At 70.4% G+C, this 14,538-nt stretch carries 7 protein-coding genes; 2 read left to right on the top strand and 5 right to left on the bottom strand.

What is annotated here, in order from left to right; genetic code table 11:
* Positions 1 to 78 precede the first annotated feature (78 nt).
* A complete protein-coding gene (locus IPQ09_14060; GenBank protein ID MBL0195328.1) occupies positions 79 to 5,670 on the top strand; it encodes a DNA repair ATPase in 5,592 nt (1,863 codons plus the stop codon).
* Positions 5,671 to 5,822: 152 nt separating this feature from the next.
* On the top strand, positions 5,823 to 6,788 hold the full coding sequence (locus IPQ09_14055) for a hypothetical protein (protein ID MBL0195327.1): 966 nt from the start codon (positions 5,823 to 5,825) through the stop codon (positions 6,786 to 6,788).
* Between the two features lie 965 nt (positions 6,789 to 7,753).
* On the opposite strand, the gene IPQ09_14050 is transcribed toward IPQ09_14055, so the two are convergent.
* The 5 genes from IPQ09_14050 to IPQ09_14030 form a co-directional block, all read right to left on the bottom strand.
* Complete coding sequence (locus IPQ09_14050; GenBank protein ID MBL0195326.1) at positions 7,754 to 8,200, bottom strand: SRPBCC family protein; 447 nt, start codon at positions 8,198 to 8,200, stop codon at positions 7,754 to 7,756.
* Between the two features lie 65 nt (positions 8,201 to 8,265).
* Entirely contained in the window at positions 8,266 to 9,147 is an 882-nt protein-coding gene (locus IPQ09_14045) for a phytanoyl-CoA dioxygenase family protein (GenBank protein MBL0195325.1), read from the bottom strand.
* 60 nt (positions 9,148 to 9,207) lie between these two features.
* Positions 9,208 to 10,095 (bottom strand): hydrolase, encoded by an 888-nt coding sequence (locus IPQ09_14040; protein MBL0195324.1) that lies wholly within the window; start codon positions 10,093 to 10,095, stop codon positions 9,208 to 9,210.
* Between the two features lie 28 nt (positions 10,096 to 10,123).
* Positions 10,124 to 12,196, bottom strand: coding sequence for a hypothetical protein (locus IPQ09_14035; GenBank protein ID MBL0195323.1), 2,073 nt, complete (start codon positions 12,194 to 12,196; stop codon positions 10,124 to 10,126).
* Between the two features lie 119 nt (positions 12,197 to 12,315).
* The gene (locus tag IPQ09_14030; GenBank protein MBL0195322.1) at positions 12,316 to 14,499 is read right to left on the bottom strand and encodes a hypothetical protein; all 2,184 of its coding nucleotides are present in this window, start codon (positions 14,497 to 14,499) and stop codon (positions 12,316 to 12,318) included.
* Positions 14,500 to 14,538 lie beyond the last annotated feature (39 nt).

Raw genomic sequence — 14,538 nt, 5'->3', positions numbered from 1 at the left:
GCCCCTCCCTCTCCGCGGCGAGCTCCGCTCGATTCGGATTGGGTTTCTCTACGAAGAACAACAGCCACCTAGGTCACCATGGCGGACAACAACAAGGGTGGCGCGCCGGCTGGTGAGCCAGGCACGGGCGAGCTCGACGCGGGCAGCTACGAGGTCGTGCGGCAGCGGCTCGTGGGGCACGTGGAGGAGCTCAGCGCGCGCGCGGAGCGGTTGAACGCGGCGCGCAAGGCGCTGTTCGGATCGTCCGAGCTCGAGCTTCAGCAGTCGACGCGCGTACGCACCGAGAACGCCGCCCAGCCGCGCGACATGGTCTCCGTCGGAGACATGCTGCTGTTCGCCTTCAACGTCGTGCTCGGCATGAAGAGCCAGCCGTCGGTCGCCGACGTCTTCTCGCTCTACAAGCTCGACCGCGGGAGCGAGGGAGCCGACGCCGGTGAGGGGCTCGAGCCCGTGCCGCTCGAGGGCACGTTCCTCGCCGATCCCGCGTTCGTGAGCGACTTCTCGAACGCCTTCCGGTACGCGAAGGAAGCGCGTGTCCTGAAGCTCACCAAGACCGACAAGCGCCTCTGCGTCGTCCTGCAGATCGGCGAGCGCCTCTCCGACGTGCGCGTGCTCCGCTTCGGGATCGACGGCCGAGGCCGCGTGACGTACATCGACGCGCGCGGCGAGGAGGACGTGGTGCCTCCGCCGAGCTTCGCGTTTGCCTGGACGCGCACCGGTCGCGAGCACCAGGTGATGGGCGCGCACCCCCACGTGAACGTGCTCGACGAGGTGTTCGTCGAGACCGTGGGCGGGGATCTCACCATCAAGGTCGAGAACAACACCAAGGACGGCCGGGGCGTGTGGCGCGAGCCGGTGACCGACCCGAACCAGACCCTGGACGACGCTGAGATTTCTTACGCGAAGCTGGGCTCGCTCATCCTCCTCAAGGTGCTCCCGTACCGCGAGGGGAGTGCGCGCCATTTGGTGTATAATACACTGAATAAGTCGGTGGCGCGCATCGACGCCATCGGGCGCGCGTGCCTGCTCTTGCCCGAGGACCAGGGCATTCTCTTCCCCGGTGGACACTACGTCGCCACCGCGGGCGCGCGGGTGGTCGACCCCGACACGGCGGGCATGCGCTACGAGGGCTCGGTGCGGGCGCCCAACGGGGAAGATGTGCTCTACATTTTCTACCGGGAGGACGAGGGCCTCTACCTGGCCCTACCCTACAACGTCATCTCGAAGGACCTCGGCGCGCCGGTGCGGTGCCACGGGTACAGCCTGTTCTCTGACGGGACCATGGCGGTATTCCGCGCCGCGATAGGGTCGGAGGCGACCCGCGTGCACCCGTTCCAGCTCTGGCGCACGCCGTTCATGACCCCCGACGAGGCCGAGCGCCACGGCCAGAAGGCCACGGCGAGCTCCTACCTCGCGAAGGTGGGCAACCCCGCGCTCGTGAGAGGCGTCAGCGACGCGTTCGCCGTGCGCCGGCTCGCGCTCGCCGAGGAGCCCACGCGACGCACCTTCGAGGAGCTGGCCGGCTGCGTGGCGCGCGCCCTCGACGACCACTACTGGATTGGCCACGAAGAGGCGTTCGACCTGAAGAGCGCGCTGAAGGACGTCCGCAAGAGCGCCGACGCGATCCTCCAGGAGTTCGACAAGGTCGAGGCCTACCGCGCGGAGGCCGAGAAGGCCCTCGCTGACGCGAAGACTGCGCAGGCCGAGCTGCTGCGCGTGCACCGGCCCGAGGACACGCCGTCGGCCGACAGCTTCCTTGGCGCCCTCTCGGCGCTCCGCACCCAGCGCGGTCGGCTCTCGGTGCTCCGCGAGCTGCGCACCATCGACCTCGCCGCGGTGGCCGCGCTCGAGGGCGGGGTCGACGCCCGCTTCGCCGAGGTGCGCTCGGCGTGTGTCACCTTCTTCGAGTCGGAGAAGGCGTGGGGCCCCGTGCTCGCTGGGCTCGAGCAGCTCGGCGTCAGCGTCGAAAAAACGGACCGGGGCGTGGGCCTCGCCCCGCACAAGGAGCGCCTCGACACGCTGCACTCGGAGCTGCTCTTGCTCGGCGAGACCGTGTCGGCCCTCGACGTCGACGACCCCACCGTGCGCACGCGGGTGCTCGAGCAGCTCTCGCGCGCGCTGGCCGTGCAGAACCGGGTGCGCGCCTCCTTCGACGCGAAGAAGAAGGAGCTCTACGGGCGCGAGGGTCGGGCCGAGCTCGCGGTGCAGCTCGGGGTCTTCGCGCAGGCCGTGGGCGCCGCCGTGGGCGCGTGCACGACGCCGGAGCAGTGCGACGCGGAGCTCGGGAAGCTCCTCATGCGGCTCGAAGAGCTGGCCGGCCGCTTCGGTGAGCTCGACGAGTTCGCCGTCGAGATCGAGTCGAAGCGCGACGAGGTGGCCGAGACCTTCAGCTCGCGTCGGCAGACCCTCTCGGACGAGCGGCACAAGCGCGCGAGCGCCACGGGCGCGGCGGGCGAGCGCATGCTCCAGGGCATCGCGCGAAAGGCCGCCACGTTCGCCACCGAAGAGGAGCTGCTCGCCTACTTCGCCAGCGATCCGATGGTGCACAAGGTCGCCGAGGCGGCCGACAAGCTCGCCGCGCTGGGCGAGAACGTGCGCGCCGACGAGCTCGGCACGGCGCTGAAGGTGGCCAAGCAAGACGCGGTGCGGAAGCTCCGCGACAAGCGCGAGCTCTCCGACGGGGAGGGCGTTCGCCTGGGCGGCTTCACCTTCTCGGTCACCAAGAGCGCCGTAGATCTCGTGGTCGTGCCCAGGGAAGGGGGCCTCGCCCTCCACCTCACGGGGACCGATTTCTACGACACGCTCAACGCGCCCGAGCTCGACGAGCTCCGCGAGGTGTGGGACCAGTCGCTCGCGTCGGAGTCCTCCTCCGTGTACCGCGGCGAGTACCTCGCGTTCCGCGTGCTCGACGACGCCATCGAGGGCCGCGAGGGGCAGAGCCTCGGCAAGCTGCGCGAGGCCGCGCGAGAGGGCCGCCTGCTCGCGGTCGTCTCGGAGATCGCCGCGAGCCGGCTCGACGAAGGCTACGAGCGCGGCGTCCACGACGTCGACGCCGCGCAGATCCTCTCGCAGCTTCTGCCCTCGTTCGAGGCGGCGGGCCCGCTCAGGTTCACCGCGCGCGCTCGGGCGCTGGCGCTCATGTTCACCGCGGAGCTGACGACCGAGGAGCGGACCGTGCTCACGCGGCGCGCGGCGAGCGTCGCGCGCCTCGCCACGGTGCTCGGCGATCCGCGGGGCGTCTCGGCGCTGAAGAGCGAGCTCGGGCCGCGCATTCGCACGTACGCCGAGGGGGTGGGTCTCACGCCAGGACCCTCGGAGGCCGAGGACGCCGCGGACGTGGTGGTCGAGACCCTCGGGGCCCACATCCCGCGGTTCCCTGTGGCGCGCGCGTCGGACGAGGGGCACAAGCTCCTGCGACGAAAGCTCGACGACGCCGGCCAAACCCGCGCCCTCGCCGACGAGCTCAGGATCCTCGCCGGGCGCCCGCGAGAGCGCGCGGAGCTCGCGCTCCACTACGCGGCGAGCCTCGGCGTGGCCGCGCCGCCGCTCGCGCCCTTCGCTCCGGAGATCGCCGCCATCCTGCTCACCGACGGCGCGCTCGACCGCGACGTGCTCTCGGCCGAGACCACGCTCGAGATCAAGGGCCTGCTCGGCACCCACGAGCGGATCCGCGACGGCGCGCTCTCGCTCGAGCTCGCCGAGCTGCTCGTGCGCCTCCGTCACTTCGAGGTCGTGACCGCCGCTCGATTTCGTGTATTTCGCACGCGTCGGACCGAGCTGCTCGCCCGCGAGCGCGAGCGCATGCGCCTCGCCGAGCTCGTGCCGAAGGTGCTCTCGTCGTTCGTGCGCAATCGACTCATCAGCGAGGTGTATTTGCCCCTCGTCGGGGCGAACCTGGCCAAGCAGATCGGCGCGCTCGGCGCCCAGAAGCGCACCGATCGCATGGGGCTCCTCTTCCTCGTGTCGCCGCCCGGCTACGGCAAGACGACGCTCATGGAGTACGTGGCGAGCGTGCTCGGCCTCGTGTTCGTGAAGGTGAACGGGCCCGCCCTCGGCCACGACGTCACCTCGCTCGACCCGGCAGAGTGCCAGAGCCTCACGGCGCGGCAAGAGGTCGAGCGCATCAACCTCGGCTTCGAGATGGGCAACAACGTCATGTTGTACGTCGACGACGTGCAGCACACCTCGCCCGTGTTCTTGGAGAAGTTCATCTCGCTGTGCGACGCGCAGCGAAAGGTCGAGGGCGTGTTCCGCGGGAAGAGCCGCACCTACGACTTCCGCGGCAAGCGCTTCTGCGTGGTGATGGCCGCGAACCCCTATACCGAGAGCGGTGCGCGGTTCCGCATCCCCGACATGCTCGCGAACCGCGCCGACACCTACAACCTCGGCGAGGTGCTCGGAGGCAGCGGCATGGAGGAAATCTTCAAGCTGAGCTACCTCGAGAACGCGCTCACCTCGCACCCCGTGCTCGCTCCGCTATCGGGCCGCGATCCTGCCGACCTGTACAAGCTCGCCCGCATGGCAAAGGGCGAAGAGCTGCCCGCTTCCGAGCTGTCGCATGGCTACTCGGGCGCCGAGCTCGCCGACATCCTCGCGATGCTGCGGTTGCTCTCCCGCGTGCAGGACGTGCTCCTCCGCGTGAACCAGACGTACATCTCGGCCGCGTCGCAGGAGGACGCCTACCGCACCGAGCCGCCCTTCAAGCTCCAGGGTAGCTATCGAAACATGAACAAGATCGCGCAGAAGCTCGCGCCGGTCATGACCGAAGACGAGCTCGATCGCGCGGTCGACGAGCACTACGCGGCGGAGTCGCAGACCCTCACGACGGGCGCCGAGCAGAACCTCCTGAAGCTCGCGGAGCTCCGCGGTCGCATGTCCCCCGAGCAGCGCGCGCGCTGGGTGCAGATCAAAGAGGGCTTCGCGCGCGCGCGCCGCGGCGGCAAGGAGGGCGACGACCCCGTGGCCCGCGTGGTGGGCTCGGTGGGTGGCGTCGAAGAGCAGCTCCTCGCGCTGAACAAGGCGGTCCTCGCGTCCGCCGATCGCGGCTACGCCGAGCAGGCGCGCGAGCAGCGGGAGCGCCTCGAGAAGGGCTCTCGCGACGCTTCGCGAGACTCCTCACTTGCCGACGCCCTCGCGCGGCTCGGAGAGTCGCTCGGCAAGCTCGCCAAGCAGGACGTGCGCGTCACGCTGGAGAACCCGCACCCGCAGGTGGTGGAGCTCGAGGCCATCGTGCAGCTCGGGCAGGCCATGGCGAGCGCGGTCGCGCGGGTCTCGGGGCCAGAGTCGGGCGCCTCGCAGGCCATCGTCGCGAAGCTCGCCGAGCTCGAGGCGATGCTCCAGCGGAGGAGCGTGATCGAGCGGCGGCCGGTGGAGGTCGATCTCCGCAAACAAGACACCACGAACCTCACGTGCGACGCCTCGGGCATCGTGCGCGGCGTGTTCGTGGGCACCTACGCGAAGCCGCCAGCGCTCCGCACCGAGGTGGCGCTGCAGCTGCTCTTCCCCGGCAACCACACGGCCGCGGCGACCGGCGTCGTGGCCTTCGTGCAAGACGAAGACGGCGACAGGCCCGCGGGCTACGGCGTGGCCTTCACGGAGGTGGGCCCCGAGGGGCGCGCGCTGATTGCCCAGTACGCACGCGCCCGCCAGCCCGTGCTCTACGAGGTGTAGTCGGAGCCGACAGGCACAAGAGCACGGGGCGGCGTGTGGCGTCCTGGCCACCACCGTGGTCGTCCCGGACGGGGTGGCGGGCGCTCGCGCCGCTGGATCGCGGGGTTCGCGTGCGGCACGCGACTCGCAGGGTGCGGCGTATGCCGAGCACGGTGCATGAGGTCCTCGTTCAGGCGGTGCGCGCCGCGCCCGAGCTCGTGCGCGCGCTCCTCGTGTCTGCGGGCTACGTGGAGCGCGCGAGACAGGTGGATGCAGGTGCAGCGGGCGAAGCGGGTGAAGCGCGCGAAGACCGCGTCTCTCTGGAGGACGCGGGGTTGCCGACGCTGGTGTCTGCGCTGACGGCGGACGCGCTGGTGGTGATCCGTCAGGGCGACGTGAAGTTGGCGGTGGTGGTGGAGGTGCAGCTCGAGCCTGACGAGAGCAAGCTCTATACGTGGCCGTCGTACCAGGCGGCCGCGCGGTACCGGCACCGATGCCCCGCGCCGGTGGTGGTGATCTGCCCGAGCGAGCGCGTGGCCGCGTGGGCCGCTCGCGAGGTGTCGATCGACGGGCATCGGTCGACGTTCGGCGCGTGCGTGTTTGGTCCGAAGGCCCTCGGGGGTCTGGACGTGAGGAGCGGCGCGCCGGAGGTCAAGTGGCTCGTGGCGTACGCGCTGCGAGACGACGAGGCGCGCGGCCCCCGCGCGTTCGAGGACGCGACGGAGGCGCTGGCGCAGCTACCAGACGAGGTCATGATGGGGCTATACTGCAAGACACTCAGCGACGCGCTCAGCCCCGCGGTGAGAGCGCACTATGAGGCACTCGAAATGAACCAGCAGACGGCGCCCGAAGCAGAGGAAGATCCGTTCGTCACCCGCGTCCTAGAGCGGGTGCGCGCCCGGCGGGCAGAGCTGGCCGCCGGGCGGGCGGAGGGCAAGGCGGAGGGGCGGAGGGCAAGGCGGAGGGCAAGGCGGAGGGCAAGGCGGAGGGCAAGGCGGAGGGCAAGGCGGAGGGCAAGGCGGAGGCGCTGCTCCTCGTGCTGCGCAGCCGCGGTCTTCACCTGCCCGAGTCGCTGTCGGCGCGAATCCTCGCGGAGCGCGACGCCCAGGTGCTCGACGCCTGGCTGCTCGCCGCGATGACAGCGACCGCGGTCGCGGACGTGCTTGGTCCGACTGCGGAATAGCGCTGCAGGACGAGCGGCACTCGAATCGGGGGCTCGCCGCCCTCACCCCATCACGAAACGCCACGAAACGCCACGAGCCCCTCTCCCACAAGGGGAGGGGCCGATTGAAGGGGCCACTCGCGTGGCCCCTCTCCCCTTGTGGGAGAGGGGCACGAGCCGGGCGCGACGTTCGCGAGCGGGGTGATGGCCCGCGGGGCTGAGGCGTGGCGTGCGCGGGACAGCGGGGCGTGGCTCTTGTCGTGGATGCACCTCCGCCGGGCGCTCGGGACGACTCCTAGCTAGCAGCCTGTTGATTTACGGACCGAGGCCCGGCGTCGTCCGCGCCCGGCCCGCCAAGGCGCGATCCGAGGAGCGCGCGGAGCGTGTTCCAGGTGGGCGTTTCTAGGTGAGCACGCACCGCAGGATCGCAACGACGGCGGTCGGGATGCGGCGGCGACGGGCCGACGGGAGTCAATCAACGGGCTGCTCGTCCCCTGGAGTCGTGGTTCGTATCAGAAGTCGGGTCTTCGGTGTCATTCCGAGGAGCGAGGGGGGAGCGATGGGGTGCCCCGTTTTCGGCGGCGGCGGGCCCGTCCTCAACGCGGACGTCGTTCCGCGCGGTGGAGGCGGCGCTTTGCGCTCAGGGGACAGTGGTTTCGGGTGTGACCGCGCGAGAACGCCGACCCTCGAACATGAGTATCCCCCCGCCGCCGCCGAAAACGGGACACCCCCTCGCTCCCTTGTGGCGAAAGGCCGAGCCGCGCGCCTTCTGGAAGGGATCACGCTTCCAGGGGACTAGGCGCGCGCGCCTTCGCGGAGGCCGAGCCCCGACCCGACTCCGGCGGATAGGGAAGCGCGGACTGACTGCCCACTACCTGCGCGCCCGCGACCCCGTGCTCTACGAGGTGTAGCGCGAGAAACGGGAGAACTGCCCCGCGGGGCCTACTCCCGGATCTCGGGCTCCACGAGCATCTGCAGCAGGATGAGCGACTGCTGCCAGCCCATGACGCACTGCTCGGTGGGGATGAGCGCCGGAATGCCCTCTTGCACGATCGACAGCTCGGTGCCGCACGACACCTTCGCGAGCGTGACGGTGGTCTTCATGGTGCCGGGCAGGTTCGGATCGTCGAACACGTCGGTGTAGACGATGCGCTCGCTCGGCTGAAGCTCGAGGTACTCGCCGCCGAAGGAGTGGCCGTTCCCGGTCGTGAGGTTCGTGAACGACATCTTGAACGTGCCGCCCGCGGTGGCCTCAAGGTGGTGCACCGTGCACGTAAAGCCGTGCGGCGGTAGCCATTTCGCGAGCGCGGCGGCGCTCAAGAAGGCCCGGTAGACCCGCTCCGGGGGCGCCGAGAACACGCGGTGAAAACGAACGGTGCCAGTGGTCATGGGGAGTCTCTCAGGGGGCACGAGGTTGAACGAGGGGAGGTCGAGGAGGTGTGTCGGCGCGCGGTTCAGCGAAAGCCGCGGGCGGGGAAGTCGGCTGCGCGCTGGAGCCAGTTCGTGTTGGGGTAGTGCGCGCCTCCGCCCACGATGTGGAGCGTATACGCGTGGCGCGACTCCTTGGACACGTTCGCGTGGCTCATGTGCGGGAGCCGGCCGTCGAGCAGGATGACCGCGCCCTTCTTCACCTCGAGCGGCACGAGGTCCTCGTCGCGCCACTCCGGGCCTTCGCTCGCGCGGAGCGCCTCGAAGCTCGTGGTTCGATCGGCGTGGCGGACGAACCGCGCGCGGAGGCCCCCCAGGTGCCCTCCCGGGAGGGCCCACAGACACCCGTTGCCGAGGTGGGCGTCCTCGAGGGCGAACCACAGACCGAGCATCGACTCGGGCTCGGTGTGGAGGAACGTGGAGTCTTGGTGGCAGCGCACCTCGCCGCCAATGCGGGGCTGCTTGAAGATGACCATCGACTGCATGAGCCGAGGGTCCTCGAGGCCCACGTCGAACACCAGGCGCTCGAGCTCCGGCGTGCGCGAGAAGCGGTCGAACACCGGATCGAGATCGTGCTGCGCGTGGCCAATCTTGTTGATGGAGCGCTCCTTTGGCTGCCGGAGCTGCCCGCGCGCGTCGAACGCGCCCTCCTCGAAGAAGAAAGAAATCTTGTCGCCGGAGTCGAGGAAGTAGTCGTCGGTCTTGCGGGTTTGGTCGTCGGTGGTGAACACCGAGCGGTGCGTCTCGGCATCGAAGCCAACCACGAGCTCGTGCGCGCGTGCCCGGAGCGCGTCGCACTCCACGCCGGGCACGAAGCCCTCGAGCACCAGGTACCCGTCGCGCTCGAAGCGCTCCCGCTGAGCGGCGCTGAGCACGGGGGTGGTGAGGCGAGGAGGCGCGGACGGCATGGCCTAGTCCTAGCACCCCTCCGCGACTTCATTCTGGCGGGGCATGGGTCGCCCGGCCTGTCAGCGCGCGAGGCGGGCCTGGCGCTCCCACTCCGCCGGGAGGCCGATGTCGAGGAACACGGGGAAGCCGTGGTCGGGATAGGCCGCGAGGATCTTCGCTTTGGCGCGCTCGAGCCCGGCGTCGGGGATAGGCCACGTGGGCCGCTCCTCAGCGACCACCGCGATGACCTTCTGGAGGTATGCACGCTCGGCCGTGAGCAGCTCGGGGCCGCCGCTCTTGCCGCGGCCCGGGTGCACGATGGCGGGCGCGAGGCGCTGAAGCTCCGTGAGGCGGGTGAGCCACTGGTCGGTCTTGCCGATCTCGAGCCACGAGTGCACGCCGTTGCCCACGAGATCGCCCACGAACAGGTGCCGCGCCGGCCGCGCGGGATCTTGCCACTCGAGGGCGACGTGGGCTTCGCTGCACCCTGCACCCATCACGTGGAGCTTGAGCGTGAGCCCTGCCGCGGACAGCTCGGTGGTGGCGGCGCCGAACGACTCCGGCGCGGGCAGCTCTTTCGGGTAGTCGGGCGCGTAGCGGTCGTAGAAGGCGCGGAGGCGCTTCTCGTGCACGCTCGGCAGGAGGTCCTTCACCTGCTTCGAGGTGACCACCTTCACGCCGTGGCGCTGGAAGGTGGCGGTGCCGTTGAACTTGTCGGGGTTCGCGTGGAGCACGACGGCGAGCGCGAACTTCTTGCCTGTCTGGCGCTCCGCCGTCGCGATCATCCGCTCGGCCTCCGACGGGAGAAACTGCGTGTCGACGGCCACGAGGCCCGTGGGCCCCTCGATCCAATAGGACTGGGTCGAGAACCCCCAGGGGCTCGACGTGAGCTCGGTGACCGGGGCGCGGGGCGGCGCGGGCGCGCGGGCCGACGGGCCGCTGCAGGCGGCGAGCGTCGAGGCCAACACGGCCGCCGCCACCCAAGGGGCGAAGCGGTTACTTCTTGTAAAATACACGTGTCTGGCGGGCGGGGATGGTGGCCGAGGGGCCGGCTGCGCCGACCCCGGTGACGAGCTCGTCGAGTTGGCCCCCGGGCAGCCCCGAGACGGTCTTCTCGGAGTCGCTGCGGTTCACCGCCACGTACACAGTGTCGCCCGTGGTGGTGCGCGAGTACACCCAGGTGTCGGCGTCGGCCGAGATCGTGGCGCGCACGCCGCGGCGCGTGGCCGGGTGCTTCGCCCGAATGTCGAGGAGCTTCTTCACGCGGTCGCGGAGGAAGGTCTGGTTCGCGTCGAGGCCCGTCCACTGCATGAAGCGGCGGTTGTCGGGATCGCCCGCGCCGGGCAGGCCGATCTCGTCACCGTAGTAGATGAGCGGCGCGCCGCGGTTCGTGAACAGCACGGCGTACGCGTTGGCCAGGCGCTCGAACGCCTCGCGCTCTTGGGGAATGGTGGGGAGGTTCGACCAAGAGCGGTCCTTGCCGTCGGCGCCCTGGTCGTCGCCCCAGAGGCGGTTGTTGGCGGCCAGGTGGATCACGCGGGGCAGGTCGTGATTGCCAATGAACGTGCTCATGATGGCGTTGCCGCCGTAGAAGAAATCGTTGCCGTTCATGAACGCCGCGAGGTCGTTCATGCCCTGGTACTTGCGCATGACGACCGCCTCGACGAGGTTCTTGCGCAGCGGGAAGTCGAACTGGCCGTCGAGCTTGGTGCCCGGGTCGACGTAGGCCTTCAGCACGTCGCGGTTGCCGAAGTCGTAGGTCTCGCCCACCATGTAGAAGCGCTGCGGGGGGGTCTGCTTCGAGGTGATCTCGGTCTTGATTTGCTGGCGCAGTTGCGTGAGCCACGAGATGTCGACGTGCTTGATGGCGTCGGCGCGGAAGCCGTCGATGTTGAGCTGTTTGGCCCACTCGACCGCGTTGGTCACCGAGTAGTTGCGCGCGTCGGCGTTCGTGTAGTTCCAGTGAGGCAGGTAGTCGGTGAACCAGCAGCGCTCGCGGTCGGGCATCGAGTCCCATGAGCAGCCTTGGCCGCAGAGGCAGTTGCCGCCCCGGCCGTTGTCGTTCGGCCAGAACCACTGCGGGCGCTGCTGGAAGATGCCGCTGTCGCGATGCACGTGCACCATCGCGTAGTCGAAGAGGACCTTGAGGCCCTTGGCGTGCGCGGCGGTGACGAGATCCTTCAGCTCCTGCATGGTGCCGAAGCAGCCCTCCTGCGAGAGGTTGCCCGGGTTGGTGGGATCGTCGATCTGCGGCCAGTAGCCGTGGTAGCCCGAGTACTGGTGCGAGTCGCCGCCGACGCCCGCGCCGACCTTGCTCGTGTTGTTCAGCGGCACGGTGAGCCACAGCGTGTTGACGCCGAGGTCGTTGAAGTAGTTGGCGTCTATCTTCTGCTTGATGCCCGCCCAGTCACCGCCCTGGTAGTTCGCGATGGGGCCGCTCGTGCCGGGCACGTTGCAGTTGTTGCCCGTGTTGCCGTCAAAGAAGCGGTCGACGAAGGCGAAGTAGATGACCGAGTCACGCCAGTCGAACACGCCGGGGGCGACCGCGCCGGGCTCGGCGCAGGTGAACGGCTCGCACGTCTTGCCGGCGAAGGTGTTGTTCGTGTCGTTGCCGACGACGACCGTGGGCTGGGCTGGGTCGTGGAGCCAGGTGGTGCCGTTGACGAAGAACTTGTATTGTACAGGCTTGCCGAACGGGATGCTCGTGGTGGCCTCCCATACAGCGCCGTTCTTCTTCATGGCGACGCCCGCGCTCCAGGTGTCGGGGCCGCCGAAATCGCCCCGCAGCTCGACCGAGGTCTCGGAGCCGCCGGTCGTGGAGCTGTAGGTGAAGGTGTGCGAGCAGGCCTTGAAGTCCTCCGGGCACACGGGCGGGCCGCCCGTGTTGCCGCCCGAGCCGTAGCCGTCACCCGGGCCCGGGTTGGGCGGCGGGTTGAAGGTGCCCGCGTCGGGCGGCGCGCCGTAGTCCTTGTTCTGCGCGGATTCGCTGCTGCAGGCGGCGAGCGACGCGGAGAAAGCGTAGGCGGCGGTCAGGGGGAGCGCGGCGGCGGCGAAGCGGCTAAAAAGCATGGGGCTCGGAGGAGATGCGGGGGGCGAGAGTGTGGCGAGGCGGCGAGGACCGCCTGGAGCATGAACCGGCGCCGCCGAATGTCAACTCAGGACAGAGTCACGCCGCGTGGAGGGGTCGCTCACGGACAGCTCGGCTCGATGTTGGAGAGCAGGAGCGCGGAGTACGCGGGGAGCTCCACGGTGCCGGCGGCCGCCAGCGTGCGCGGCTGCCCCGTGAGGAGATCGCGGTACGCGCCCGGAGGGATCTTCGCGACCGCCAGGTCGAGCGGGCCGAGGGGCTCGCGCGAGAGCACGACGACCACGCGCTGATCGCCCGGGAGCTCCCGCGCGAAGACGAGCCGCTCGGCGTCCGCGTAGAGGCTCACGTAGGTGCCTCGGCGGAGCGGCTCGGAGCAGGCGCGCGCCCGCCCGAGGGTGCCCACATACGCTCGCAGCTCTTTCTGCTCGGCCGTGAGGGCGGCCTCGGCCGGCAGCACGCGGCGGCAGTCGGGGTCGGACTTGCCCGCGAGCGCCACCTCGTCGCCGTAATAGACGACCGGCACCCCGGGGAGGGAGAACACCGCCGAGAAGCCCAGGCGCTGCTTCGAGAGGACGGCCGCGTCGAGCACCTCCTTCGCGGGCTCCCAGGTGTCGCCGCTCGCCGTGCCCGCGCTGACCGAGGCGAAGCGCGAGACGTCGTGGTTGCCGAGCATCACGCCCATCACCGCGCCGGCGCCGCCCCAGGCCTTCTCGCTCTCGCGCATCGAGGCGTCGATCGCCGCGAGCCCGGCGCCTCGCGCGTCGGTCGGCGCGCCCGCGCGCTTCTCGGCGATGGCCTCGCGCAGCGTCCACATGAGGGGGAAGTGGAACGTGCCGTCGAGCCCGAAGGGGCCAAGATCGCGCCGCAACAGGTTGTAGGCGCCGGGGCCCGTGAAGTTCTCGCCGAGCACGAGGAGTGGGTTGCCAGGGTGGGCGAAGCGCCGACGGGCGAGGTTCGCGATGCGCCTCGTGGCGGCGCGCGGGGTCATGGGCACGGCGTCGATGCGGAACCCGTCGGCCTCGAAGCGGTCGAGCCACCACACTGTGTCGTCCGTCGCGGTCCGAGCGAGCTCGGGGTTCGACCAGTCGAGATCGGGGAGGTAGGGGGCGAACCAGCACGTGTCGATGTGCGTGGCCCAGTCGCAGTCGCGGACCCCGCACACGCACGCGGCGTCGCCGTCGACGAAGTCCCGCCGCTTGGCGTATGGGTGGGCCTCGTGGACGTGGTTGGGGACCACGTCGAACAGCACACGAACGCCGCGGGCGTGGGCCTCGCGGACGAGGGTGTCGAGCCCCTCTTCGCCGCCAATTCGGGGGTCGACGCCGCGGGGCGCGATAGGCCAGTAGCCGTGGTAGCTGGAGTACGACCGGCCGTCGCTGCCGGGGTATTTTCCCTCCGGGTTGAGGTACACGGGAGAGAGCCAGAGCGTGTTTGCCCCGAGCCGCTCGAAGTACCCGTCGCGGAGCGCCTGGGTGACGCCGCCGAGCGTGCCGCCCGCGCGATCGGCGGGCGTGGCGGGCGGCGCGAGCGGGCCCGCGGGGCCACGGAAGCGGTCGAGCACGACCTGGTAGATCACCGTGTCGCGCGTGTCGTAGGGGCGGGGCTCGACCCACGCCGTCGCCCGCGCGGTCTCCGCCGGAGCGCCGTCGGCGGCGGTGGCCGAGAGGGTGAAGAGCGCCTTCCCGCGGGGCAGGCCGCGCAGCGGGAAGCGCACCTGGCCGGTCGCCGGATCGCCCTCGCCGCGCAGCGTGGCGCCGTCGCGGGTGGTGGCCGCGAGGGTCGACGGGGCGAGGCGCGCGGGCTCGCCGCCCTCGTGCCTCGCGAGGAACGTGGCGCGGATCTCGCCGTCGCCGCGGGCGTCGACCGACACGGCGTCCACGCGCAGCGCCGGTTTCGTGCAGTCTGCAACTTCGACGAGCGTGACCTCGCGGCCCTCGGCGAACGCGGTGGTGGGCACGTTGCGGTCGGTGAGGGGGACGCCGTCTTCGTAGATGAGGTACCGCTGTTCGCCGGGAGGCAGCGTGAGCGTGAGGGCGCGCCACGCGTCGCCCACGGCCTCGGGTTCGGCGCCGGGGCGCTTCCACCCGTTGAAGTCGCCGACGATCTCGACGCGCGCGCCGCGGCTGGCGGGCAGGTGCCAGATCGTGGTCTCGCAGGAGCGCTCCTCGGGTGCCGACGGACTCGATGCGCATCCCGCGAGGCCGCTCGCCAGCCCGCTCGCCAGGACCACGCGGCCGACGAGGCCGACGAGGCCGGCGGGGAGGGAGCGACACGCGGCGCGCACCCCGAACACATGCGATGCGGCGCGCCGAACGTCAATCCT

Source organism: Myxococcales bacterium (assembly GCA_016720545.1).
Lineage (GTDB): Bacteria > Myxococcota_A > Polyangia > Polyangiales > Polyangiaceae > JAAFHV01.
The sequence above is the reverse complement of the archived record's forward strand: the minus strand, read 5'-3'. Positions and strand labels throughout refer to the sequence as shown.